A 22,643-nucleotide genomic window follows, 5' to 3' on the forward strand; every position below is an offset into this window, starting at 1 on the left:
GTACAGGATGTACGTCCCGTTATGATGGGAGCATGGCCTACGAGATTCCGGTGACGCAAGCCCGTGCAGAGCTCGCCGAACTGATCAACCGAGTTGTCTACGGCGGCGAACGCGTGGTCGTGACCCGCCACGGCAAACCCCTGATCGCCCTCGTTTCCGCCGCTGACCTGCAACGACTTGAGCAGGAGGAGACGGCGGCGGAGGACGAGGTGATCAGCACGGTGTCGACGATGCGCCCATCGGCGTCCGCTCCGGGCGAACGGCGGCGCTTCGGTATCGCGGCAGAGCATCGCGGCCCGGACGCCGGTGACCGGCATCCGGGCCGCGAGAGGTGACGGCGCGCTGGGGGAGCGTCAGGAACTGAGCTCCCAGACGGCGTTCGCGATCGCGTCCGTGTTGGTGTCGAGCGCCTTGTCGTCGATGTTCTTCAGGGTGTCGCAGGAGCGGTGGTAGCAGGCGTCGAACTCCTCGCCCGCGGTGCCGCCCCACTGGGCGGCCTGCTTCTGCGTCTTGGTCCGCTCGCCGCCGGAGTACAGCCCGCCCACCTTCACGCCCTTGTCCTTGAACGGCGCGTGGTCGGAGCGGCCGTCGCCCTCGGTCTCCGGCTCGGTCGCGATCTTCTTGGCCGCGAACCAGTCGGTGAAGACCTTCTCCAGCCGCGAGTCGTCGTCGTACACGAAGTAGCCGGGGTTGGGCGAGCCGATCATGTCGAAGTTGAGATAGCCGTCGATCTTCGACAGGCCGTCCGCGCCGAGGGCGTCGACGTAGTGCGAGGAGCCGACCATGCCGGCCTCCTCGTCGCCCCACCACGCGAACCGCAGATGCTTGCCGGGCTTGAGGTCCGCCTTGGCTACGGCGAGCGCGACTTCGAGTATCCCGGCCGAGCCGGACCCGTTGTCGTTGATGCCCGGCCCGGCGTCGACCGAGTCCAGGTGCGCGCCCGCCATGACCACCTTGCCGGAGTCGCCTCCCGGCCAGTCCGCGATGACGTTGTAGCCCTTGGCGCCGCCGCTGTCGAACTCCTGGAGCTTGGTGGTGAACCCGGCCGCGTCGAGCTTGGCCTTGATGAAGTCCACCGACGCCTTGTAGCCGGCGGTGCCGTGGGCCCGGGTGCCGCCGTTGGCGTCGGCTATCTTCTGCAGCTCGCCGAGGTCGGCCTTGACGGCCGCGCCGTCGATGTCGGGGGCGGCGAGGGGGGTGGGGGAGGGGGCCGACGCCTGGGCTCCGGCGGCCGAACCGAGCAGGGCGGCGGCCAGCGCGGTGCAGGCACCGGCGGCGAGGGTGGCGCGGCGCAGGGGTGAAGAAGTGAACACAGTGGGCTCCGTAACTGAAGTGGGGGGTGGTGCGGAGCAATTGATGCGGACATGAGGATTTAGTGTTCGCCGCGATCCGTCAAGGGCGATTAAAGAACAGCGTGTTCCGGCGAACGGACGCGAGGGCGCGCGAGCAGCCGTCCCCGGCGGCGGCCTCCGCGGCCCACGGGCGCCCATGCCGGAGCCCAGCCCCGCCCCTCTGCCGCGACCGGCGATGCCGCCCCGCCCCGGACTCACCGACGCCGCCGCCCCGCCCCGGCCCCGCTGCGGCGCCGGCCCGTGCTCCGGCCCCCCGTGCCCCGGCAACCGCTCCAGGCTCCGCGGGAGTCCGCGCTTCCCGGGCGCGAGAGACCGACCGCTACCTGACCAGCGGCCGGACGGTGGAGCGGCCCCCGAGGCGGGTATGACACTGATGCGGGCATGACCAGCCGGCTCCGCACAGCCCCGGCCCCACCGTCCCGCACCCATCCTCGCGCCCGCGCCGACCCCCGTCGGCGCCAGCCGCGTCACAGCCATGCCCGAATTCAGCGCAAATGAAGGGGCCGCCATGTCGGCAGGACCACAGAAATACCCGGGGGCGTCCGTCGCCCACTGGTGGCAGTCCACGTGGGGCGGCGACTCCATGCAGGTCAACACCATCGTCTGGCACTCCACCGAGGGCACCGGCCTGCCGGACTACGCGGGCGGTTCGGTGGCGCCCAACTTCACCGCTCTCCCCGACTTCGACGCGCAGCGCCTGAGCTGGTACCAGCACTTCGACTTCGACACCTCGTCGCGCGGGCTCGTCAACAAGCCGGGCGGCGTGGAGACCAACACCCTCAACGTCTGCCAGGTCGAGCTCGTCGGCACCTGCGACCCGGCCGCCCACCAGAAGTGGACCGCGCGCCACCTCTACACCCCCGAACTGCCCGACTGGGCCTTACGCGACCTCGCCGCCTTCGCGAAATGGGCCCACGACCAGCACGGAGTGCCGCTGACCAGCGACGTGGCGTTCAAGGCGTACCCCGCCTCGTACGGAGCCAACGGCGTGCGCATGGGGGCCGCGAAGTGGAACGGCTTCCGCGGGCACTGCGGCCACCAGCACGTACCCGAGAACGACCACGGCGACCCCGGGCTGTTTCCGATGGCGGCGATCCTCGCGCGCGCCGACGGAACGGCGACCACCCCGCAGGAAGCGGCCACCACCACACCGTAGGAGGAAGAAGTGCCCTACACCCTGGGCGAGATCAGCAACCAGGGCCAGGAACTGGTACCCAACGCCTGGAAGACCCTGAACATCGGCAGAACCGACCTCATAGCCGGCGCCGGTTCGTACACGGCCACCGTGTATCTGACCCTCGAAGCGCCCGCCGGGGCCACCATCCAAGGCCGCTTCTACCACCGCCGCAAGAACGGCTCCCGCTGGGACGGCCCGATCATCGAGCGGCTCACCACGCCGGGCCTGTCGTTCGTCGACTTCACCCACGCCGGCTCCATCAGCAGCGGCGAGACGGTCCGTTTCGAAGCCAGCTACGGCCCGGACGCCGCCGAGGACACCTCCCACGCCCTGCTGCTCACCGCCCGCGCCCGCGGGCTCTACTGGAAGTGAGTTCCCCATGCCCCGACTGCTCCTCGACATCGCCGAGCGCACCATCGCCGCCTATGTGACGACGCTCCTCGGTCTTCTCCTCGCCGACGGCTTCGACCTCACCAGCCTCTCCGCCGTCAGGGCCGCGGCGGTCGCCGCCCTGCCCGCCGCCCTGTCCGTCCTCAAGGGCGCGATCGGCGCGGCGACCGGCGACCGGACCACCGCCGGGTGGCTGCCCCGCCGCAAGGACCCCGCGCCGGAGGCCGGGCACGGCACGTAACCCTGTACGCGACCCGCACGCTCCATACCGGCGGCCCGAGGCTCGTCCCTGGGCCGCTCCGTGACGTTCCCACCCGGCGCCCGGCGGCGTTCCCGTCCGGGGCATCGCGTTCATGACATCGATGTCACCGCGCTTCCGACAGCTTTGGCTATGGATGCGCAAAGCATCAGTTAACGCGGTGGAAAAGGTTGAGTATTAACGTGCAATGCAGGCCGCAGTCACCCTGACCTGCACCTAAGCAGCCACAGAGAGCCCATCTGGGAGACGGGCGGGAACCGGCGGCATCCACACGCCTCCCGGCTGGCCCACGAAGCGCAGCCACCGCCTCTGCAACGCGGCGGCGATCCGCTGCTCCATGACCGGCGTTACATTGCTGTACACGCCCTGCACCCCGGGCAGCTCGTGCCCCATCCTGGCCTCGGCCGCGACCGCCGGGGTGCCGTCTTCGTCCAGCCACTCCTTGTGGCCGTGACGGAGCAGATAGATCCTCTTGCCTGCCATCGCCTCCACCGGCGGCAGTGCGACACGCGTCACGGCGTCCCCGCGGCAGCGTTCCGGCGCCCCGTCCCGGATCGGGTGCCAGTAGTCCCGCTCGAAATTCGTCCCCAGGAGGTTCCTGCCGCGCAGGGAAGGGAAGACCCACCGCGATCCGTGAGAAGCCAGCAGCACCGCATGCATCTGGTGGAGGAATGGCGGTACGACCAGCGTCCGGTGGGAGTCGTACTTCGGATCGACGAGAGTTTTGCCGGCCTCGGTGTACTGGTACTGGTACTGGACCCGCAGTGCGGGCATGTCGGTATAACGCTCAAGGGCGTCGTCGCGGCGGTCGCGGTCCGGATCCGCGGCAGGCCAGTACGGCGATGCGAAGGTTCGCTGAAGCCCGTACATCTCCCCCGGGCGCATCGCAGTGAATGCCGCAGTCCAGATATACGCCCACCCCGTGTAGCCCCATACTGCCCAGGCGTTCGAGGCGAGCCGGTGCACGACGGACACCTGCAAAGGCCGCTTCTTAGCGCGGGCGGTCTTTACGTACCGGCCCCTGCGCTTCTGGGTGATGATCGGTGAGTCCGTGCGCAACCTGTACTTCGTCACTGCATCTTGCATCAGCATTCCGAAAACGCTGAGCACGGCCTTGGCATAGTCGGGTGACGCGGATTCCTTCACCGTCTTCTTCCACGCGTCGTACTCCCACGCCGTAATGCCGCCGACCGTGTGCCCGCTCCAGTACGGGACGATGCGACTATTGATGACCGACTTGTAGGTCTTCGTCGACCCCCACCGCAGGTCCTGCGCCTTCAGCCACATGCGGGCATAGCCATCCATCGGCGTGGCACCGCGATCGTGGGTGATGTGACTGCCGTGCCGCACGTCGTACTCGCGGTCCAGCCCGTGATTGTGAGCGGCCTCTTCGTCGGTGAAGCCGCCCTGGCTCTCCCACTTCTTCCGGCCGTTCTCCAGGTACTCGCCGGCCCACCACTTCACCCGGCACTTGTTCCCGCGCCATTCGACATATGGCATACCGTCACCCCTTGGGTCCGCTGTGCGGTGGCTTGGCGGGCACCCCTGCCGCCCCGCCCCGCGTGGACTGCGCGCTATTCGTGCCGCCCGATAAGGCAGGCATCGCAGCGTGCGCAGTCACCTCCTTGACGCCGTACCAGATCCTTCACGACGAGTCGCGCGGACTCGTCGTGCTCGACTCTGGGCGTCACCAGACACACGATTGTCCCATCCGATCGGCCTCGCCATGCGTAGAAGTCGGGGCCCAGATCGGCCATGAGCATCTCGTGCACAAGTCCCCCTTTCGGGATCGAGGGACCTCCCAAGTGACCAGTAATCGTGGCACGTTCAATGAGATTTGTGACCGAAGGTGGCCGAAAAACTAAAAGGTTGTACGGGGGTGGTACTCAATCCCTGTCGATCTCGGGGAGTCGGCCGAGCCGGCGAAGTCGTTCGACGACTTCGAGCTTCAGCTTTTTGATCTCGCTCGATGTCAGTCCGTCGGTGACGGCGATGGCGGCGTCCTGGACGGCCTGGGCGACGTCCGCCTCCAGGTCGTCGGGTGTGACGGGCGAGACCACGACTCCGGGGACGGGTGTTCCCTCGACGAGGGTGGCGGCCGTAGCGCCGCCGAGGATGTCCCGGCAGGAGCCGGGAGCCCAGCCGAAGACCGTTTCGATCTTCCGGTAGGTCACGTCGCGGACCGGCAGCGCGTCTTCGATCTTGCTGTACGTCTTCACCGTGATCTCGGCGGCTGCAGCCACGTCGGCTTTGTGCATGCCGAGATCCACTCGACGCTGCTTGACGAGCGTGGAGAGTCGCTGGAGCTCATCATCGCTGCTGGCGGCCATGGGCCACATCATCGCAGGACCAGTCAGGAACAGCTAGGAACAGGCGAAAGCTTGCCCTGAAACTACCTGCACCAGCGCACTCCTGCCCTCCGTCAGTATCGGTTTCTGCCTGCTTCTACTTATTACTTCGTGGTACTACTTGTTTCTACCTGTCTCTAGGGCTAGCTTCTCGTCATGGACCACCCCCCAGCCACCTACCAGGTGAGCGGGGCGCACCTCCGCAGGACCCGCATGCGCCAAGGACTCGGAATGCGAGAGACCGCCGAGGCCGCCGGGATCAGCCGCAGCTACCTCGTGCGACTCGAAACCGGCGCCGCCTCCGGCCGCATGAGACCCGGGACCTACACGGCACTGCGCACAGCGCTCCACGCCACTGACGACCAGCTCCTCGCACCGGAGGAGCACACAGAGAAGAGGTGACATGACCACCACGAACGAGACGGCACCCGAGACGGCATCCGCTCCCGGCGACCTCATGGACCCGAAGGCGGCTGCCAAAGAGATTGGCTGCGGTGAGCGGTGGCTGCGCGAGGGCGCTAACCACCGAGGCTTCCCTCACCACCGGCTCGGAAAGTTCCTGCGCTTCAGTGCTCAGGACCGGGCCGAGATCCGCGCCATGAGCCGCGTGCCCGCCCAGTGGCGACGCCGCCCGCGTAAGTCGTCCGCCGCCTAGAGCGGCATGCGGGCCCACCGCTGGTGACCTGGCAGAAACCGGCAGCGGGCCCTACGAGCACCACTCCTCTACATGCATCCGAAGTGCACGAGAGATGAGGACCCCGTGTCCATGAACATTACCGAGTCGTCCGGCCTTCCTGTGCCGGACGCCGTGGCCGATCTGATCGTCAGGCAGATGCCGTCCCGCGTCCGCGAGGCAGTGCTGGCGGCGGCCGACGCCGAGCGCGTCCTGCTCCTGCCCGGCGGGCAGCCCGAGCGGATGCGCCACCCCTTGCAGTCCCTCGCCGCGGCCCGCAAGGTCCTGGCCGCGTACAACCCGGGCCTGCTGGCGGGCCTCGCGGCCGAGCTGTCGGTGGGCGGTGGCCGCGATGCTTGAGCCGCTGTCGTCGGGGCGCGAGACCGAGATCCGTCAGGTTCAGCTCGGCGACTGGTACCGGCCGCCGTGGACGATCCGGGAGATCGACGGGACCGGTGAGGCGCCCGGCACGTGGCAGGTCGTTCACCACGACTCCGGGGCTGTGTTGGCGACTCTGCCGGACTGGGCGGGAGGGATCGCCCTGTGGATCGCGGATGCTCGCGAAGCCGTACCGGAACTGCTCGCCGAGCTCGACCGGCTGCGGGCACTGACTGCACGCACCGGGCGGGCTGTCCAGTACGGCACCCGCATCCCCTGCGGCGTCGTCGGTGACCTGACATCGGAGCGCGGGGAAGCGGAGCGCTGCCTGGACCGGTGGCGGGGCGTGTGGCAGGAGACCGTGCTCGTCGAGCGCTCCGTCACATACGGCCGGTGGATGAGGGCGTCGGAGCACAGCGATGCGGTCGCCGACCCCGCCGCCCGGCTGCGCGGTCTCCTCGCGCCCGCTGAGGGCGGGGGCGAGCGGTGATGACGACTCCGGCCCCCAGCACGGCCACCGCAGGCGGGACGCCTCCTTGCGAGCTGACCCACCTCCTCGACGCGGCCGACGACCAGTACCAGCACTGCGCCACCGACCACCCCGAGGCGTGCTCCTGCGACGCCGACTACCCCGACTGGCGCCCCGGAGGTGCCTCATGAACGCGAAGACGACGATGGCCGACCACGCCGCAGTGCTCGACGCCCTCAGCGCGCTCCTCAGCGACCGGTTCGCGGGCCTCGTGGCGGTGGACGTGCACCTGTCCACCGTGTACCCGGGCCAGGTGCACCTGGCCCTGCACGCGGACGCTTCGACGTTCGCGGACTTCGAGACGTGGCGGGTGGCGCTGCGGATCAGCCCGGATGCGGTCGACTGCAACGCCTACAACGCGACACTGGTCCTGAAGGCCACGGGCGCGCTGTGCGGCACCACGATCGACCTGACCGCCTTCGGCCCGCTGCTGCCGTCCGCCGTCCCTGAGGCGGTGGCGGCATGAGCGACCTGATCCGTGACCTCGAAGCCGCCGCGATCGTCCGGGAGCTGACGCTTGCCGAACGGTTCCCGGCCACCGTGTATTGGGAGATCGGCTGCACCGCCGACGGGCTGCCGCTGATCTGTGGTGAACTCGGCCTCCGCGACCCGCAGCGCATCCACGACGTCCTCAAGGCGATCGGGCAGCGCACCTCGTACCGGCGGCTGGCCGTCGGCGACCCCGCGCGGACCACCGTCGAATGGGCCTGGCCGGAGCCGGGCTTCGCGGACCTCGTCGGCTGGGACACCACCCCACCCCACGCGATCAAGGTGCCGACTCCGGTGGCGTGGGTGCAGATCTGGGCCCCCGCCCTGGCCGACGGGCAGGTGGCAGCATGACCACCAGCGAGTATCTTCCGCGTCACCCGCGCAAAGCATCGGCGGGCAGCCGCCGCAGCCACATCAAGCGGCTCCCCTTCCGCATCCGGCAGATCGTGCCCGGTGCCGAGCGGGTGACGGTCGTACCGGTCGAGTGGACAGCCGCCCGGCCCGACGCCGCCACGGAAATCGTGTACGTCGTGTCGGTGTACGGGCCCGGCGGCACATACCTGAAGAAGCCCCCGGGCACGACACCGGCCATCGTCGCCCTGCTGCAGGGTGCGTTCCCCCGTGCCCGGTGGGATCTGCCGCTCGTGTGGACCGCGGACGCCAACTCGCTCGACGTCAACGCCCCGTACTGCCCGCCCGAGGTCGAGGGGGCGGCGGCGTGAGCGGCTACGTGCTGATCGGCGAGCGTCGGATCGAATCAGCGGACCCGACGATGTGGATATCGGCATTCCACATTGGGCACGGTGCCGGTCCCGGCGAGGACACGGACGGCTACCTGCGGTCGCTCCTCGCCCAGGACGACACCGCTGCGGCCGCCGGCTATCTGACCGGCCTCGCCGCGAAACGGCTGGAGCAGATGCCGCCCCACGCGTGCAACTGCCGGTGTGTGCACTGCCGCCGCGAAGGGGCGGACCGGGTGCTGCGGGCGTGGCGTGGGGCGGTGGCCCGGTGAAGGTCACAGAGGCATACGGCTTCTCGCTGCTGCTGACGCTGGCGACGGTCGTGGAACTGGCGTCGCTGCGGTCCCAGGTCGCCGAGGTGGAGGGACGCATCGCCGCCCTCCGCCTGGTCAACGAGGACCTGCGGTTCCAGCGGAATGCGGCTCGGGACACGGTCGACGAGCACCAGCAGCAGATCCGGGACCTTCAAGGTCAACTCGTGCACCGGCACCGCAGGGAGGCGTGATGGACACCACCCAACTCCACGAACAGCGCGATCAGGCTCGCGCCATCGCCGTCGCTCTGGAGAACGAGAACGCCCGGCTGACCGCCGACCTCGCGCAGTACGTCGACGCGGAGCCGACGGTCGCCGAGGAGCTTCGATACGTCCACGACTGTCTCAATGCCGTCGATGACCTCTGCCACCGCACGGAGGTCGCTGCCAGGCAGACGGGCCAGCCGGTGCCGGAGTGGGTCGACGCGGTCCGCAAGGCACTCGACGGGCAGCGTCCCGACGACGGGCAGGAGCGTCTCAACGCCCCGACGATCGTCGTGATCTGCGGATCGATGCGCTTCGACGGGATGATGGGTGCCGCTGCTGGGGCGCTGGCGCTGCGGGGTCGCATTGTCGTCCGCCCGGACGTCGACCCGCAGCGGCCTGGGACGGGCTACGACACCGATCCGGCGGTGAAGGACCGCCTGGACGCCCTGCACCGCGCGAAGATCCGGCTGGCTCATGAGGTCCTCGTCGTCGGCGACTACATCGGCGACTCCACCCGCGCGGAGATTGTTTACGCCCGACTGCTGGGCAAGCCTGTTCGCTTCACGCATCCCGAGGTTGACCCCGCCGCACAGAACGGGGCCGGATCATGATCGCCGCCCGGCTGGACGAGATCCGGGACCGCGAAGCCGCCGCCACCCGCGGGACGTGGCAGTTCAACAGCGTGGCCGAGGTGACCACCTTGCGCGGGAGCGTCATCGCGGACGTGTGGCAGACAGACGACGACGAACTCCAGGGGAACGGCGCATTCATCGCCCACGCCCGCGACGACATCCCGTTCCTCCTCGCCGAGATCGACCGGCTCTGCGCCCGTCTCGCCGGAATCCAGGAGGCCGTCGATGCCACCGTCGACGCCACGCTTGCCGCCGGTCCGCTGGCGCGGTTCCCAGAGTGGGTGAAAGCCCTCCGGACTGCCGGAGGCTGCCCGGACTGCGGGCGCTTCGCCGACTGCCAGCACACCCGGACCACCGAGCGCGGGGGGCACAGCTGATGGCGACGGACACGAGCATCGAGTGGGCGGACAAGACCTGGTCGCCGATCATCGGCTGCGACCGGGTGTCCCCAGGCTGTGACCATTGCTATGCGATCGGCACCGCGCGCATCCGGGAGGGCAACCCGAACCCGAAGATCGCCGCCGCATTCGCGGGCACCACCGTGCGCACCGGGCCGGGCATCGACTGGTCCGGACGCGTCAACCTGCTGGAGGACCGGCTCACCGCGCCGCTGCGTTGGCGCAAGCCCCGCCGCGTCTTCGTCAATTCGATGTCCGACCTGTTCCACACGGACGTGCCCGACGAGTACATCGCCCGCGTCTTCGCGACGATGGCGCTGACGCCGCAGCACACGTACCAGATCCTCACCAAGCGGCACGGCCGCATGCGGTCCCTGCTGGGCTCCCGGCCGTTCGTCGACGCTGTCTGGGGCGAGATGGAGCGGCTGTCGGCCGACGAGGCCGCTCCGCTTGCCAGGCTCGTGCGCGACGACGTGCGCCGGCGCGTAGCCCACTGGAACGCGCCGGGCCCGTGGCCTCTTCCGCACACCTGGCTCGGCGTCAGCGTCGAAGACCAGCGGCGCGCCGACCTCCGCATCCCCGCACTGCTGGAGACCCCGGCCGCCGTGCGGTTCCTGTCCTGCGAACCGCTGCTCGGCCCGATCGACCTGCACGGGCCAATCGTCCCCGGGCGTGGCCGGCCCACGCTGACGTACTGGCTCACCGGCCGGCCCGGTCCGGACACTGCCCGCGCGTACACCACCGGCAGCGGCGTCACGATGGCGCCCTTCACCACCGGCCCCCGGCTCGACTGGGTCATCGTCGGCGGCGAGTCCGGCCCGGGTGCGCGGCCCATGCACCCGCAGTGGGCCCGAAATCTCCGCGACCAGTGCGCAGAAGCCGGCACGCCGTTCTTCTTCAAACAGTGGGGCGAGTGGATTCCCGAGACCGAGGGTGCCCAGGTCATCACCGAGCACACGGCTAGGACCGCCCGGTACGCCGATCTCGACGGCGGTGACCGCCCGGCGAACTTCGGCGCCCGCAACGGGGCGGCGACCTGCCACCGCGTCGGCAAGAAGACCGCCGGCCGAGAGCTGGACGGCCGCACCTGGGACGAGTTCCCGGCGGTGACTTCGTGACCGCCGTCGGGTGGGGCCTCGTCCTGCTGGTGGCCGCCGCGCTGATGGTCACCGCGTCGCAGCGGGGTACCGGGCTTCGCCGCCGTACTCGCGCCCACCTCATCCACGAACGCGACTCCGCACGGGCGGAGGTGCGGAGGCTCCGCACCGCAGCGGCCCGCCTCAAGGACCAACTCGCTCTCGTCGAGCAGCAGCTCGATGAGGCCGCGATCCGTGTCTCCGGGCTCCTCGAAGACCAGCGGGCCGCCGGAAGGCGCGCCCCCACGTGGGCCGTGCCCGGACCAGACGCCTAGCCCCGCGACCCGTCGGGCTGGCTGTGCCGCGACCAGCCCGCCCGACGACCAACCACCGCAGGAGACACCCGCCATGACCCAGACCACCTCGATCACCGGGCCCCTCAACCAGACCGACCTCAGCCGAGCGGTTGCCGTCGAACTCGGCGTCCCCGTCCGCACTGCTGAAGCCGCCGTCCACGCCGTCCTCGACGTCATCACCCGCACCCTCGCCGGCGGCCACCACGTAGCGATCAGCAACTTCGGGACCCTGCGGACGCGCCGACTGCCTGCCCGCAAGTCCTACCGTCCGCACAGTGGGGAGCACGTGGTCGCCCCGGCGACCACGGTCGTCCGCTGGCGTACCAGCCCCCGTCTCGCGCAGATCGTCGCCGACCGGGACCCCGCCGCCAACCGCCGCAAGCGATCCTCCCGGCCCGCCCGGTGACCCGCCGCCGACGGTCCTGGCTCGGCGACCTCATCGCCGACCTCGTCGACGTCGCCGTCAGCTTCTTCGCCCGCTAGACCACCCTTCCGGTTCGCGACCCCCGGGTGCAGGCACACCCCGCGAACCACCGGCCGCCGCCGCCGACCCCCACGGCGGCGGCCGGACCCCACACCCGAAAGCAGGAACGCATCATGACCATCCCCTCCAACTGCGGGGCAGCACGCCGTGCTGTATCTCGCCACCCCCTCGGGGCCTGACGTGCGGGCCGCAATGAGCGCCGGACTGATCGGCTGCATGACGACCCCCGCCCAAGGCAACGTGATCCCGCCCGGCGCCGTGTACGCCTGCGACAATGGCAAGTTCGGCAAGGGCTGGCCTGGTTCAGACGCCTGGTTCGACTGGCTGACGCGCACCGTCGAGCGGTACGGCGCCGACCAGTGCCTGTGGGCCGTCGCTCCAGACGTCCCGTTCGACTCCGCCGGGACCCTCACGGAGTCCCTGCCGTGGCTGGCCCGCATCCGCGAGTTGGATGTCCCTGCCGCGTTCGCCGCGCAGGACGGCTGCGATCTGCTCGGCGTGCCGTGGGACAGCTTCGACGTCCTGTTCCTGGCTGGTTCGACCGAGTGGAAGGTCGGCCCCATCGCGGAACGCCTGGCCCGTGAGGCCCGCGAGCGCGGCAAGTGGGTGCACATGGGCCGCGTCAACAGTGCGCGGCGCCTCGGCATAGCCGAGTGGTTCGGCTGCGACACCGCCGACGGCACTTACCTCGCCTACGGACCGGACAAGAACCTCGCCCGACTCCACAGCTGGCTCGTTGCCCTTGCCCAGCAGCCTTCCCTTTTTGGAGGGGCAGCCTGACGAACCACGCCCTCGGCCTGACCTCACATCGAAAGCAGACCCCATGACGACCACTCTTTTCGGCCCTGACCGCATCCGGCCCGGCTATGAATCCATCACCTGGTCCGTCTGGATACTCGGGCCTGACGACATCTACGAGCAGGACACCGTCGAGGACGCGCTCGTCTCCGCTGCCGAACACAACGCGATCTTCACTGACCTGTGGATGCGCGACAGCAGCCCCCACACGCCCGTCATGTACGCCGTCGTCCTCCACCACGGCCACGCCTGGACCCAAGCCGCCGAACACCGAGCCGGACGCGACTGCGGACTCCGCGCCTGTGAACCCTGCGCAGCAGACCGCGCCGCCCCGGAAGGCGCACACCGATGACCGCCGACATCGTCCAGCGCAGCGCACCCGAAGCCTCGCTGCCCGACATGGTCCGCTACGCCGAGCACCTGGCCAACGCCAACCTCCTGCCCGCGCAGTACCGGCAGAAGCCCGCGAACGTCCTCTACGCAATGGAATACGGCCGCACCCTGGCAATCACCCCGCTGGCCGCCATCACCGGCATCCACGTCATCGAGGGCAAGCCGTCCGCGTCCGCCGCCCTCATCTCCGGCCTCGTCCGGCGCGCGGGCCACAAGCTGCGCGTCCGCATGGAGGGCACCCGTGCGGTCGCCACCATCGTCCGCTCCGACGATCCCGACTTCGAGTTCCGCGCCGAATGGGACATGGAGCGAGCTCAGGGCGCGGGGCTGGCGAACAAGGACGTGTGGAAGAAGTACCCGCAGGCGATGCTGAAGGCCCGCGCCATCTCCGAGGTTGCCCGCGACGCCTGTGAGGAGGTGCTGTTCGGCCTGCACTACACACCGGAGGAACTCGGTGTGAACGTCGACGCCGAGGGCATCCCGATCGACGCGGATGTGCAGCAACTGCACCGCGTGAACCCCGGGTCGGACGACCCTTGGGCGACTCGTGCGCCAGCCGCCCAGACCCAGCAGGACGAGCCCCAAGACAACATGATCCGGCTCGGCAACGCGATGGTCCGCGAGTCGGCAGTCGTGACGCACCCGGAAGCCCAGCGGGTCGCCGACGCGGCAGCCGAGGCCGTCGACCGCGACGACGCGAAGGAACGGTGGGCCGAAGCCCACAACCTGGGTCTCCTCGACGCCGTGATGAAGGCCCCGGACACGAACAAGTGGGACCTGCTGCGGGACTACCTCGGACGCGTCGGCAAGGCGCTCCCCGAAAACGCTGCCGCAGGACAGGCCGAAGCCGTGGAAGCCGAAGTCGTCGACGCCGCGGGCATCGCGGAGCAGCGACTGCGCGCCGTCGCAGCCAAAGCCGGACTCGTCAACATCGACGAAGAGTTCGAAGCCTCCTACGGACTCCGTATCGCAGAGGCTGGCGCCGCCCAGCTCAGCGAGATGGCCGACCTGATCGACGAGGGGGCTGCCTGATGGAACTCGCTGATCTGACGAAGCTCGCCTCCGCCGAAGCGACCCTGCGGGCCCTCGCCGACCTGGTGGGCGACCGTCTCAAGGCGGTGCGCGCCGATATGCAGGCCGCGCTGGACGCGACGGGCGGGGTACGGCAGGTGTCCGCGGCCCTGCCCGACGGCACCGAGGTCGCCAAGATTTCCCTGTCTGATCCCAAGCCCGAAGCCGTCATCACCGACGCCGACGCCTTCCGCGACTGGGTCCTGAAGAACGCCCCGTCGGAGATCCAGCGCCGCCTGGTGACCGAGGTCCGCGATGCGTACAAGGCGCACCTGCTCAACGAGATGACGGCGGCTGGCGTCGTGGAGATCGCCGATCGGGAGACGGGGGTCGTGGAGAGCGTGCCCGGTGTAGAGGTCCGGGCTACGCGGGCGCGGTCGCACAGTGTGCGGTTCACGAAGGCCGGGCGGGATGCGATCGGCGCTGCCTGGCGGTCAGGGCAGCTCGGACTCGACGGCATAGCCAGGGAACTGCCCGAAGGCGGTGGAGAGGAGTGACGGGCCAGCTGCAGTTCCCGCTGTCCGTCCTCGGCATCGTCGACGCGGCGGCGGGGGAGGCGGCGAAGACCTCCGGTATGGCGCGGGCAGCCGCCCACACTGCCCCGTCGTGGGCCGACGCGTGCGACGCGGCGATAGCCGTGCTGGCCGCCCGCGGCGAGCCCTTCCAGGCCGCCGACCTCATCGCCGAAGGGCTCGTCGACGAACCCGACCACCACGCCCGGTGGGGAGCGAGGTTCCAGGCTGCCGCGCGCGCTGGGGTCATCGAGGCCGTCGGGTATGCGCCGTCGAAGCGCGCCACGGTCCACGGGTCCATCTGCCGCACCTGGCGGGGGAGGGCCGCGTGATGGGCCCGCTGCATGCCGGGATCGCCATCGGCGCCATGGCCACCCTCGGCCTGGTCCTCCTGTGCTGGTCGGCCCGCGACCTCCACCGCGGCCGCCGCGCCGGGCGGGTCCTCGCCGCCCACGCCGCACGGACGCCGCACGAGGCCGCGTTCCTCGCCACCCAACCCCCGCCACCCGAGCACGACTTCCTCCTCGGCGACGACGACCTCGCCGCCATCTACGACCACCTGCGCAAGGAGGCACCATGACCACCACGCCCCGGGACCTCCCCGACCACGGCACCCTGCACCGGCGCAAGACCTACGGCTGCGGATGCAACCTGTGCCTGCGGCGTGACAACGACTACACCCGCACCCGCTACCGCCTCATGGCCTACGGCCAGTGGCAGCCCTTCGTCGACGCCGAACCCGTCCGCGCCCACGTGCGGATGCTCATGAGTTTCGGCATCGGCTGGCAGCGCACCGCCCGACTGGCCGGCGTCTCCAACGGCGGCGTCAGCCGCCTCCTGTACGGCACCTACGGCCGCGGCTACGGGCCCAACAAACGCGTCCGCACCGCCACCGCCGACAAGCTGTGCGCCGTCAAACCGGCCTTCGAGAACCTCGCGCCGTCAGTCTGCATCGACGGCACCGGCACCCGCCGCCGCCTCCAGGCCCTCGTCGCCGTCGGCTGGCCCCAACTGCGCCTCGCGGATCACCTCGACGTCGACAAGACCATCGTGTGGCAGCAGATCCGCAGTACCCGCGTCGAAGCCGACTCGGCGAGGAAGATCCGGGCCTTGTACGACGCGCTGTGGAACGTCGACCCCGCCACCCGGGGAGTGCGGCCGCGCTACATCGACCAGGCCCGCCAACTCGCTGCCGCCGAGGGCTGGGCGCCCCCGGCGGCCTGGGACGACGACTACATCGACAGCCCCGCCGCCGCACCCGATCTCGGTGAGCAGCCCGACCGGTACGTGGCCATTGCCGAAGATGCCCGCTGGCTCATCGACACCCACGGCTACACGCGGAAGCAGGCCGCCCACCGTCTCGGTGTCACCGGGCGACACCTCGAACGCGCCCTCAGCGCCTGCGCTGTGGGCAGCGCCGTGGCGGGGAGGGCCGCGTGATGGGCGACTGGCGGCACCACGCCGCATGCCGCGGCGAAGACCCGGAGCTGTTCTTCGTGATCGGCAACGCCGATCCTGCGCTGCTGCAGATCGAGGAAGCCAAGGCCGTCTGCCACCGCTGCCCCGTCATCAAGCAGTGCCTCCGGTGGGCGCTGGAGTCCGGCCAGGACTCCGGCGTCTGGGGCGGACGGACCGAGGGCGAACGCAGCTCCATGAAGCGCCGCACCGCCCGCAACCGGACCACGGAGGCGGCATGACAGCCCACCCGAAGCAGGACGCCATCCGCGCACTCCTCGACCGCGGAGCCAGCGACTACGCGGTCGCCCGGGACCTCCACGTGTGCCGCAAGACCGTCCGCCGCATCCGCGTGCTCCTCGGCATCCCTTCCTACCGCACCACCGCCGACTCCCTGTACTGCCGCAACGGCCACCCCTTCGCGCAGTACCTCGGCTACACCCGGCAGGGCTGGCGGTACTGCCGGGCCTGCGCCAACCGGCACAAGCCTCTGCCGGGCGACGCCTTCACGGCCCGCCACAGCGGCCACACCGTCGTCATCACCGCGCACGGACGCCGCATGTGCGTCACGTGCCGCCGCGGCGACCACGACATCGACACCATGGCCGTCCAGCGTGCCCTCGCGGGCGATCCGCCCGAGGGCCTCACCCCCGCCGAACGCGAACAGGCCGTCCTGCTGCTGCGGCAACAGGGCTTGTCCGCCAACCAGATTGCCGCCCGCGTCGGCTGCGCCCAGCGCACCGTCTTCCGCATCTACGGGCGCCACCAGGCCAGCCAGGACCACTACTGGGCCGCCGCATGATCGTCGACAGCTTCGCGGGTCCCGGCGGCTGGTCCGAAGGGATCCGGGCCCTCGCCCTGCACATCCTCGCCGCGGCCACCGGCACGTCGCTGCCCGCCACCTTCCGGGCCGCGGCGTGAGGGGTCGCCCGCCGGCCCGCGCCGGGCCGTGACCGGAGCTAGGTGCCCCATATGTCAGGGGCGTCCGGCACCCTGCAGGCCCCCGTCCGTACTGCCCGGAGGAAGACCGCCGTCATGCGCATCCGTTCGATCAAGCCCGAGTTCTGGGAGGACGAGGTCGTCGGCATCCTGTCGCGCGACGCCCGTCTGCTGTTCATCGCCACCTTCAACCTGGCCGACGACGAGGGGCTGCTGCGGTGGACGCCGGCGTATCTCAAGGCGTCCGTGTTCATGTACGACGACGACCTGGGTGTACGGGAGGTCGCCGCGCTGATGGGGCAGCTGGCCGACGCGGGGCTGCTGTTCCCCTACGCCGGGGGCGCGGCGCGGCAGCAGATGGCGGCGGTCGTGAACTTCCGCAAACACCAGAAGATCAACCGCGCGGGGGCGAGCAAACTGCCGCCGCCTCCGCTGGGCGACCGCGCGGTGCGGGAGATGTACGCGCGGCGGGACGGGTGGTCCTGCTACCGGTGCCGCGAGCCGATCCGTCCGGAGGCGCCGCCGGCGGCCGAGGGGGTGTCGGTGGGGCGGCTGGTGCCCCTCTCCGAGGGCGGTACGGATCATCCGTCGAACGTCCGCGCCGCGCACCGTAGGTGCGGCGAAGACGGCCCGAATGTCACTGACGGTGACTTCACTGAACCGGTCACTGAGAAGGACGTGAACGGTTCCGTGAATGACTCCGTGAACGATTCACTGAACGATTCAGTGAAGAAAAGTGAACCCGAAGTCACCGGAATCTCCGACTCCTCCACGGAGGGTGACAATTATTCAGTGAATCGTTCAGTGAACCATTCACTGACCAATTCACTGCCGGAAGGGAAGGGAAAGGAAGGGAGGGGGAGGGGGAGCGAACGCGCGCCGACCCGCCGTCGCCCACACACCGTCACATCCGGTGATGGCCTCCACCCCCTCCCTGACGACTTCGCCCTCACCGACGCCATGCGCCGCTGGTCGCTGAAAACCCTCGGCCCCGGAATCGACGTCGACCACGAAACCCGGCAGTTCGTCTCGCACTTCCGCGCCGAAGGCGTCCGTAAAAAATCCTGGCCCGACGCCTGGCAGAAATGGCTGCGCCGCTCCGCCCAGTACGCCTCCGAACGCCAGCAACGCCCCGCCCACCTGCGCGCCGTCGGCACCCCCGAGGAACGAGGGATCTTCTGATGACCGAGTTCACCCCCGAACCCATACCGCCCGACTTCGACCGCACCCCGCCCCAGGACCTCGAAGCCGAGATGTCCGCCCTCGGCGCCTGCCTGCTCAACGCCGCTGCCTGCGCAGAAATCCTCGACCGGCTCGACCCGACCGCGTTCTACCGGCCCGCCCACACCGTGATCCTCAACGCCGTCGGGCGCATGCACGCCACCGGCCACCCCATCGACCCGATCACCCTCACCAAGCACCTCGCCGACGCCGGGGACCTCGCCCGCATCGGCGGCGCCGCCTACCTGCACACCCTGGTCCGGGCCGTGCCCACCGCCGCCAACGCCGGCTACTACGCCGACATCGTCGCCGACCGGGCCCTGCGCCGCGCCCTGATCGAACTCGGCACCCGGCTCGTCCAGATGGGCTACTCCCCGGACGGCGACACCCCCGGCCTCGTCGAACACGCCGTCGCCATGGCCCGCGACATCCGCGACCGCGGCATGGCCGCCGACGACCTCCCCACCCTCGACCTGCACGACTTCCTCGCCGCCGACCACGCCTACGACTGGCTGATCCCCGGCCTCCTGGAACGCGGCGACCGGCTGATCCTCACCGCGTCCGAAGGCGGCGGGAAGTCCACGCTGATGCGGCAGATCGCCCTCTGCGGCGCCGCCGGCCTGCACCCGTTCACCCAGAAGCCCCTCGACCCGGTACGGGTGCTGATCCTCGACTGCGAGAACGGCGAAGCCGCCACCCGCCGCCACCTCGAACCGCTCGCCGCCCAGGCCGCCCGCTACCAGCGGCCCGTCGCCCGCGGCCAACTGCACATCGAATGCCAGCCCGCCGGCGTGGACCTCACCCGGCCCGCCGACCGGGCGTGGCTGATGCGCCGCGTCGAGAAACTCCAGCCACAGATGCTGATTGTCGGGCCGGTGTACCGGCTGCACGCCGGCAACCCCAACGACGAGGAGCTCGCCCGCAAGGTCACCGTCGTCCTCGACGAGGCCCGCGCCACCGCAGGCTGCGCCCTGCTGATGGAGGCCCACGCCCCGCACCACAACGGCTTCGGCAAGCACCGCGACCTCCGCCCGGCCGGGTCGTCGCTGTGGAAGCGGTGGCCCGAGTTCGGCTACGGCCTGCGGCCCGTCGACGACGAGGCGTCGGCGAAGGAGGAGCGGGCCCGGGTGCTCACCCCCTGGCGCGGCGCCCGTGACGAACGCGACTGGCCCACCCACCTCAAGCAGGGCACCGACTGGCCCTGGACCAGTTACCAGCCCACCGACACCGACCCGTACAGCGGCTACTCGCCGGGCGGGAGCACCCGATGACGGCCTACGCCGACACCTGCGAGCAGTGCCTGGCCGCCGCCAGCCCGGCGGTGCGCCCGCTGATGGCGATACCCGACGGCGACGGCGGGCTCCTCGCCGCCTACCGGTGCCCCTGCTGCGGCCACGGGTGGACGTGCGCCTGGTCGCTGGACGCCGGCCAGCCCCCGCCGCCGCGGCCGTCCGGTGACGAGCCGGTGCCCGTCCGCCGCCTGGCGTCCGCGCTGTACGAGCAGCTTGCCGCCCACCGCACCCGCACCGTCCGCAAGGAGACGACATGACCACCCGGCCGCTGCCACGCCTGGGCCTGTGCCCGGTCTGCGAAGGCGAGATCCGCATCCGTAACTCCGGCGCCCTGTATGCCCACGGCTGCCCCGGAGATGGCCATCAGCCCGTCGCCCGGCTGGAGCCCACGTTCGCCCGCTGGCTCCACGCCCAGGCGCCGCGGCGCTCGCGCCGCGGCAATCGCGTTACCCTCCTGGCCCAGCGGGTGTTCCGCGGCTGCACGCAAAGCCCCCACCGCACCCCGGCCGACGTCCCGTGGACGACGGCCGAGGAACTCCACGACCACGAGCACCGAATCCAGCTCCAGCGGACCGGATCCGACATCCGCCAGCCCTACAACGGGCAGCGCTGCGACTGGGTGTGCCGGGATATCGAACGGGCTGCGGCCGTGTACGCCGCGCTCCTCACCGATCAGCAGCAGGCGGGGAGGGCCGCCTGATGCCGCAGCGACTCCAGCGCCGCCGCACGAAGGGCTGGCGGGCTTCCGAAGGAGCCGTGTACGTGGGCCGGGGGACCCGGTGGGGCAACGTCTACCCGCTCGTGTCCACTCAGGTCCGCAGGCCCGCGCTCGACGGCAGCGAGTGGGAGCAGGAGGGGCGCCTCGGCAAGACCTCAGGTGAGCGGCACGCGTTCGTGCACCCCGGCGGCGCGATCACCTGGCACCGGGTCGAGGACGCCACCCCGGGGCAGGTCGTCGAGCTGTACCGCCGCTGGCTGGAGAAACGCCCGGAGGAGGTGGAGGCCGCCCGCGCCGCGCTGGCGGGCCGGGATCTCATGTGCTGGTGTCCGCTGCCGGACCCGGGCGAGCCGGATCACTGCCACGCCGCGGTGCTGCTGGACATCGCCAACCCGCCCGCCCAGGCCGGAGGCGCTGGTGTTCGCTGACCTGCCCCACCGGGGTACGCCGCTCACGGCCCGCCAGCGTCAGGTCCTGGCGCATCTCGCCCGGGGCCGGACCCGCCGCGAGATCGCCGCCCTCCTCGGGCTGGGCGAGATGACCGTGCTCTCGCACGTCCAGCGGACCCTCCGCGACCTCGACGTGCGCGACAGCGCCGCCGCGGTGGCCTGCGGATACCGCGCCGGGATCCTGGCCCGCCTCGCTCCCGAGCCGCGCCCTCCGGCCCGCATGACGGCGCGCCGACTGCAGGTCCTCGACGGCTGGGCGCGGGGGCTGACGTACCGGCAGATCGGCCGCGAGCTGTACCTGACCGTGAACAGCGTGAGCACCCACGCCCGGCTGCTTCGGCAGGCCCGGGGGGCCCGCAACCGGGCGCATGCGGTCGCCCTGGCGTTCCAGCAGGGGCTGCTCGGCGGTGGATCGGATAGTCGTATGACGCCCCGGCAGTCCACCGGGCCCGGCGCGGCCCCCGCGGAGGGCCCTGGGCGGCCCTCAGGGGCCCTCGGACCCGCCCGTTGGGAACCGGGTGGCGGCCAGGGGTGCGCCAGTCCCTCAGGCGGGCACACAGAGCCTCGCCGGACGCGCAACCGCCACCGAGCCGCCCCCAACGGCCGCGCCACCCACGGAGAAGGGCAAAGACCAGTGACCCAGCACCCGCTGCCGACCGGCACCCGAGTACGGCACTACGGCCAGCAATGGCCCGCCGCCCGCACCGGCACCGCGACCATCCGCGACGTGAAGGGCCCCTGGCCCGACGGCACCTACGAGTACCTCGTCCGCGCCACCCGCGACTTCTCCCGCCGACCCGCCCCGGACAACCCCGAGACGCAGCCGACCTGGTGGTCGTCCGCGGCCACCCTCCCCGCCAAGGAGACCCGATGACCACCAGCCCCGCCGCCCGTTTCGCCGCCGCCTACGCCACCTTCACCGCCGCCCACGAGGTGGCCGACCACATCGTGCAGCGCGACACCGACGCCGTCGCCAAGGGGCGTCCCGGCCGCGAGGGAACCGCCGCCTGCCTCCGGCATGTCGCCTCGTATGCAGCCACCCAAGCCCTCGCGCTCTACGCGGCCGACCGCGCCCTGAAACTCGGCCTGAACCCTCGCGCCGCCGGCGTCGGCCTCGCCCTGTCCGCCGCCACCCACTACGCCGCCGACCGGTCCGCCGGCCGGTGGGCCGAGAACCCGGACGAGCAGCAGACCACCCGCATGGTCTGCTTCGCCCACCGCATCGGCAAGGGCGGCTGGCTGAGCAGGGACCCTCAAGCCCCGTACCGCTTCGATCAGGCATGGCACAAGGGCTGGATCGCTATCGCGGCGGCCGTCGCCACGGCCGGGGCGTCCTCGGCGGCGCGGCCGTGAGCGACCACAGCGACCTTTCCCGGCACTGCGCCACCTGCGCGAGACCCCTGCGTGCCGCCGAGGCGGCCGTCTGCCGGATCTGCGTGGAGCGCACCGACGGCCACCTCGCCGCTCTCGCCGGGCCGGACGGCCTGTACGCCGCCCTCACGGACGCACTGGCGCCCGGGGCGGGCGGGGGAGGCCCGGCGGTGTCCGGGTCCCGCACAGCGCCCCTCCCGGTCCGTCTCGGGCCGCTGTCGCTCGCCGCCCGCGGCGGCGTCGTCACCGTCCTCCAGACCTGGCTGATCGACTGGCACGAGACGCTGGGCTGGCGGCACCCGAGATGGACCGGCGGATTGCAGCAGCAACTGGACGCCGCCGTTTGCGATCTGAGAACCAACCTCGGATGGGCCGCGGCCGAGCACCCCGCCTTCAGCGAGTTCGCCGACGAGGTCCGCAACCTCACAGCCGCCTGCCGCGCCCACACCGGCCACGACCGACCCGAACGACACATCCGCGTCACCTGCCCCTGCGGGACGGTCCTCGCCATCACCCTCACCACCCCCGGACGCCGCTGCGCAGGCTGCGGAGCCCAATACGGGTTCACGGAACTCCGGCGGCTGCCGCTGGCGGAGAGAAGCGCCGCGTGATCGCCCGACGCC

General features: G+C 70.9%; 40 protein-coding genes. 37 read left to right on the forward strand and 3 right to left on the reverse strand.

Annotated features, from left to right (window positions below):
* The first annotated feature begins 32 nt into the window (after window positions 1-32).
* On the forward strand, window positions 33-335 hold the full coding sequence (locus AC07AB_RS12065; protein WP_478564086.1) for a type II toxin-antitoxin system Phd/YefM family antitoxin: 303 nt from the start codon (window positions 33-35) through the stop codon (window positions 333-335).
* Between the two features lie 18 nt (window positions 336-353).
* On the opposite strand, the gene AC07AB_RS12070 is transcribed toward AC07AB_RS12065, so the two are convergent.
* Window positions 354-1,313 carry a M28 family metallopeptidase gene (locus tag AC07AB_RS12070; protein ID WP_478564089.1) on the reverse strand — a complete coding sequence of 320 codons (960 nt, stop codon included), beginning with the start codon at window positions 1,311-1,313 and terminating at the stop codon, window positions 354-356.
* A gap of 547 nt (window positions 1,314-1,860) precedes the next feature.
* On the opposite strand from AC07AB_RS12070, the gene AC07AB_RS12075 reads away from it, so the two are divergent.
* The 3 genes from AC07AB_RS12075 to AC07AB_RS12085 are packed head-to-tail and all read left to right on the forward strand — an operon-like array spanning window position 1,861 to window position 3,160.
* Window positions 1,861-2,508, forward strand: a complete 648-nt coding sequence (locus AC07AB_RS12075) for a hypothetical protein (protein ID WP_478564092.1) — start codon at window positions 1,861-1,863, stop codon at window positions 2,506-2,508.
* A gap of 9 nt (window positions 2,509-2,517) precedes the next feature.
* Window positions 2,518-2,901 (forward strand): hypothetical protein, encoded by a 384-nt coding sequence (locus tag AC07AB_RS12080; protein ID WP_478564094.1) that lies wholly within the window; start codon window positions 2,518-2,520, stop codon window positions 2,899-2,901.
* A 7-nt stretch (window positions 2,902-2,908) separates the two neighbouring features.
* Window positions 2,909-3,160: a holin gene (locus tag AC07AB_RS12085; protein WP_478564097.1), complete on the forward strand. Its 252-nt coding sequence runs from the start codon at window positions 2,909-2,911 to the stop codon at window positions 3,158-3,160.
* A gap of 234 nt (window positions 3,161-3,394) precedes the next feature.
* Here the strand turns inward: AC07AB_RS12085 and AC07AB_RS12090 are convergent, their stop codons facing one another.
* Both AC07AB_RS12090 and AC07AB_RS12095 read right to left on the reverse strand, forming a co-directional pair.
* Window positions 3,395-4,642: an integrase gene (locus AC07AB_RS12090; protein ID WP_478564100.1), complete on the reverse strand. Its 1,248-nt coding sequence runs from the start codon at window positions 4,640-4,642 to the stop codon at window positions 3,395-3,397.
* 422 nt (window positions 4,643-5,064) lie between these two features.
* Window positions 5,065-5,508, reverse strand: coding sequence for a hypothetical protein (locus tag AC07AB_RS12095; protein ID WP_478564102.1), 444 nt, complete (start codon window positions 5,506-5,508; stop codon window positions 5,065-5,067).
* 174 nt (window positions 5,509-5,682) lie between these two features.
* Between AC07AB_RS12095 and AC07AB_RS12100 the strand changes: the two genes are divergently transcribed.
* The 33 genes from AC07AB_RS12100 to AC07AB_RS12260 all read left to right on the forward strand — a co-directional run bounded on the left by AC07AB_RS12100 (window position 5,683) and on the right by AC07AB_RS12260 (window position 22,631).
* On the forward strand, window positions 5,683-5,928 hold the full coding sequence (locus tag AC07AB_RS12100) for a helix-turn-helix domain-containing protein (protein WP_478564105.1): 246 nt from the start codon (window positions 5,683-5,685) through the stop codon (window positions 5,926-5,928).
* A 1-nt stretch (window position 5,929) separates the two neighbouring features.
* Window positions 5,930-6,181, forward strand: a complete 252-nt coding sequence (locus AC07AB_RS12105; RefSeq protein WP_478564108.1) for a hypothetical protein — start codon at window positions 5,930-5,932, stop codon at window positions 6,179-6,181.
* Between the two features lie 111 nt (window positions 6,182-6,292).
* Window positions 6,293-6,559, forward strand: a complete 267-nt coding sequence (locus AC07AB_RS12110) for a hypothetical protein (protein ID WP_478564706.1) — start codon at window positions 6,293-6,295, stop codon at window positions 6,557-6,559.
* Window positions 6,552-7,067 carry a hypothetical protein gene (locus tag AC07AB_RS12115; protein WP_478564111.1) on the forward strand — a complete coding sequence of 172 codons (516 nt, stop codon included), beginning with the start codon at window positions 6,552-6,554 and terminating at the stop codon, window positions 7,065-7,067. Before AC07AB_RS12110 ends, AC07AB_RS12115 begins: the two co-directional genes overlap by 8 nt.
* The gene (locus AC07AB_RS12120) at window positions 7,067-7,237 is read left to right on the forward strand and encodes a hypothetical protein (RefSeq protein WP_478564114.1); all 171 of its coding nucleotides are present in this window, start codon (window positions 7,067-7,069) and stop codon (window positions 7,235-7,237) included. Before AC07AB_RS12115 ends, AC07AB_RS12120 begins: the two co-directional genes overlap by 1 nt.
* Window positions 7,234-7,572 carry a hypothetical protein gene (locus AC07AB_RS12125; RefSeq protein ID WP_478564117.1) on the forward strand — a complete coding sequence of 113 codons (339 nt, stop codon included), beginning with the start codon at window positions 7,234-7,236 and terminating at the stop codon, window positions 7,570-7,572. Before AC07AB_RS12120 ends, AC07AB_RS12125 begins: the two co-directional genes overlap by 4 nt.
* A complete protein-coding gene (locus AC07AB_RS12130) occupies window positions 7,569-7,946 on the forward strand; it encodes a hypothetical protein (protein WP_478564120.1) in 378 nt (125 codons plus the stop codon). The genes AC07AB_RS12125 and AC07AB_RS12130 overlap by 4 nt, the downstream gene beginning before the upstream one ends.
* Window positions 7,943-8,317 (forward strand): hypothetical protein, encoded by a 375-nt coding sequence (locus tag AC07AB_RS12135; RefSeq protein WP_478564123.1) that lies wholly within the window; start codon window positions 7,943-7,945, stop codon window positions 8,315-8,317. The genes AC07AB_RS12130 and AC07AB_RS12135 overlap by 4 nt, the downstream gene beginning before the upstream one ends.
* Entirely contained in the window at window positions 8,314-8,607 is a 294-nt protein-coding gene (locus AC07AB_RS12140) for a hypothetical protein (protein WP_478564126.1), read from the forward strand. Before AC07AB_RS12135 ends, AC07AB_RS12140 begins: the two co-directional genes overlap by 4 nt.
* Complete coding sequence (locus AC07AB_RS12145; protein ID WP_478564129.1) at window positions 8,604-8,840, forward strand: hypothetical protein; 237 nt, start codon at window positions 8,604-8,606, stop codon at window positions 8,838-8,840. Before AC07AB_RS12140 ends, AC07AB_RS12145 begins: the two co-directional genes overlap by 4 nt.
* A 215-nt stretch (window positions 8,841-9,055) precedes the next feature.
* Window positions 9,056-9,466: a hypothetical protein gene (locus tag AC07AB_RS12150; protein ID WP_478564709.1), complete on the forward strand. Its 411-nt coding sequence runs from the start codon at window positions 9,056-9,058 to the stop codon at window positions 9,464-9,466.
* A complete protein-coding gene (locus AC07AB_RS12155) occupies window positions 9,463-9,864 on the forward strand; it encodes a hypothetical protein (RefSeq protein ID WP_478564132.1) in 402 nt (133 codons plus the stop codon). Before AC07AB_RS12150 ends, AC07AB_RS12155 begins: the two co-directional genes overlap by 4 nt.
* Entirely contained in the window at window positions 9,864-11,003 is a 1,140-nt protein-coding gene (locus tag AC07AB_RS12160) for a DUF5131 family protein (RefSeq protein WP_478564135.1), read from the forward strand. The genes AC07AB_RS12155 and AC07AB_RS12160 overlap by 1 nt, the downstream gene beginning before the upstream one ends.
* Window positions 11,000-11,296, forward strand: a complete 297-nt coding sequence (locus tag AC07AB_RS12165; protein WP_478564138.1) for a hypothetical protein — start codon at window positions 11,000-11,002, stop codon at window positions 11,294-11,296. Before AC07AB_RS12160 ends, AC07AB_RS12165 begins: the two co-directional genes overlap by 4 nt.
* Window positions 11,297-11,369: 73 nt before the next feature.
* Window positions 11,370-11,723, forward strand: a complete 354-nt coding sequence (locus AC07AB_RS12170) for an HU family DNA-binding protein (RefSeq protein ID WP_478564141.1) — start codon at window positions 11,370-11,372, stop codon at window positions 11,721-11,723.
* Between the two features lie 270 nt (window positions 11,724-11,993).
* Window positions 11,994-12,581: a hypothetical protein gene (locus tag AC07AB_RS12175; RefSeq protein ID WP_478564144.1), complete on the forward strand. Its 588-nt coding sequence runs from the start codon at window positions 11,994-11,996 to the stop codon at window positions 12,579-12,581.
* 43 nt (window positions 12,582-12,624) lie between these two features.
* Window positions 12,625-12,951: a hypothetical protein gene (locus tag AC07AB_RS12180; protein ID WP_478564147.1), complete on the forward strand. Its 327-nt coding sequence runs from the start codon at window positions 12,625-12,627 to the stop codon at window positions 12,949-12,951.
* Window positions 12,948-14,024, forward strand: a complete 1,077-nt coding sequence (locus tag AC07AB_RS12185; protein WP_478564150.1) for a hypothetical protein — start codon at window positions 12,948-12,950, stop codon at window positions 14,022-14,024. The genes AC07AB_RS12180 and AC07AB_RS12185 overlap by 4 nt, the downstream gene beginning before the upstream one ends.
* Window positions 14,024-14,560, forward strand: a complete 537-nt coding sequence (locus AC07AB_RS12190) for a hypothetical protein (RefSeq protein ID WP_478564153.1) — start codon at window positions 14,024-14,026, stop codon at window positions 14,558-14,560. The genes AC07AB_RS12185 and AC07AB_RS12190 overlap by 1 nt, the downstream gene beginning before the upstream one ends.
* Entirely contained in the window at window positions 14,557-14,907 is a 351-nt protein-coding gene (locus tag AC07AB_RS12195; RefSeq protein WP_478564156.1) for a hypothetical protein, read from the forward strand. Before AC07AB_RS12190 ends, AC07AB_RS12195 begins: the two co-directional genes overlap by 4 nt.
* On the forward strand, window positions 14,907-15,155 hold the full coding sequence (locus tag AC07AB_RS12200; protein WP_478564159.1) for a hypothetical protein: 249 nt from the start codon (window positions 14,907-14,909) through the stop codon (window positions 15,153-15,155). The genes AC07AB_RS12195 and AC07AB_RS12200 overlap by 1 nt, the downstream gene beginning before the upstream one ends.
* Window positions 15,152-16,015 carry a hypothetical protein gene (locus tag AC07AB_RS12205; RefSeq protein ID WP_478564162.1) on the forward strand — a complete coding sequence of 288 codons (864 nt, stop codon included), beginning with the start codon at window positions 15,152-15,154 and terminating at the stop codon, window positions 16,013-16,015. Before AC07AB_RS12200 ends, AC07AB_RS12205 begins: the two co-directional genes overlap by 4 nt.
* On the forward strand, window positions 16,015-16,272 hold the full coding sequence (locus tag AC07AB_RS12210; protein ID WP_478564165.1) for a WhiB family transcriptional regulator: 258 nt from the start codon (window positions 16,015-16,017) through the stop codon (window positions 16,270-16,272). The genes AC07AB_RS12205 and AC07AB_RS12210 overlap by 1 nt, the downstream gene beginning before the upstream one ends.
* Entirely contained in the window at window positions 16,269-16,832 is a 564-nt protein-coding gene (locus tag AC07AB_RS12215) for a helix-turn-helix domain-containing protein (protein ID WP_478564168.1), read from the forward strand. The genes AC07AB_RS12210 and AC07AB_RS12215 overlap by 4 nt, the downstream gene beginning before the upstream one ends.
* Complete coding sequence (locus AC07AB_RS12220; RefSeq protein ID WP_478564171.1) at window positions 16,829-16,951, forward strand: hypothetical protein; 123 nt, start codon at window positions 16,829-16,831, stop codon at window positions 16,949-16,951. Before AC07AB_RS12215 ends, AC07AB_RS12220 begins: the two co-directional genes overlap by 4 nt.
* A gap of 114 nt (window positions 16,952-17,065) precedes the next feature.
* On the forward strand, window positions 17,066-18,151 hold the full coding sequence (locus AC07AB_RS12225; protein WP_478564174.1) for an HNH endonuclease: 1,086 nt from the start codon (window positions 17,066-17,068) through the stop codon (window positions 18,149-18,151).
* On the forward strand, window positions 18,151-19,461 hold the full coding sequence (locus AC07AB_RS12230; RefSeq protein ID WP_478564177.1) for a DnaB-like helicase N-terminal domain-containing protein: 1,311 nt from the start codon (window positions 18,151-18,153) through the stop codon (window positions 19,459-19,461). The genes AC07AB_RS12225 and AC07AB_RS12230 overlap by 1 nt, the downstream gene beginning before the upstream one ends.
* A complete protein-coding gene (locus AC07AB_RS12235; RefSeq protein ID WP_478564180.1) occupies window positions 19,458-19,739 on the forward strand; it encodes a hypothetical protein in 282 nt (93 codons plus the stop codon). Before AC07AB_RS12230 ends, AC07AB_RS12235 begins: the two co-directional genes overlap by 4 nt.
* Window positions 19,736-20,182: a hypothetical protein gene (locus AC07AB_RS12240; RefSeq protein WP_478564183.1), complete on the forward strand. Its 447-nt coding sequence runs from the start codon at window positions 19,736-19,738 to the stop codon at window positions 20,180-20,182. The genes AC07AB_RS12235 and AC07AB_RS12240 overlap by 4 nt, the downstream gene beginning before the upstream one ends.
* Window positions 20,182-20,628, forward strand: coding sequence for a DUF4326 domain-containing protein (locus AC07AB_RS12245; RefSeq protein WP_478564186.1), 447 nt, complete (start codon window positions 20,182-20,184; stop codon window positions 20,626-20,628). The genes AC07AB_RS12240 and AC07AB_RS12245 overlap by 1 nt, the downstream gene beginning before the upstream one ends.
* Window positions 20,618-21,523 (forward strand): response regulator transcription factor, encoded by a 906-nt coding sequence (locus AC07AB_RS12250; protein WP_478564189.1) that lies wholly within the window; start codon window positions 20,618-20,620, stop codon window positions 21,521-21,523. Before AC07AB_RS12245 ends, AC07AB_RS12250 begins: the two co-directional genes overlap by 11 nt.
* Window positions 21,520-22,002, forward strand: coding sequence for a hypothetical protein (locus AC07AB_RS12255; protein WP_478564191.1), 483 nt, complete (start codon window positions 21,520-21,522; stop codon window positions 22,000-22,002). The genes AC07AB_RS12250 and AC07AB_RS12255 overlap by 4 nt, the downstream gene beginning before the upstream one ends.
* Window positions 21,999-22,631, forward strand: a complete 633-nt coding sequence (locus AC07AB_RS12260) for a hypothetical protein (RefSeq protein ID WP_478564194.1) — start codon at window positions 21,999-22,001, stop codon at window positions 22,629-22,631. Before AC07AB_RS12255 ends, AC07AB_RS12260 begins: the two co-directional genes overlap by 4 nt.
* The last annotated feature ends 12 nt before the right edge of the window (window positions 22,632-22,643 follow it).

The organism is Streptomyces sp. NPDC044033 (assembly GCF_056434425.1).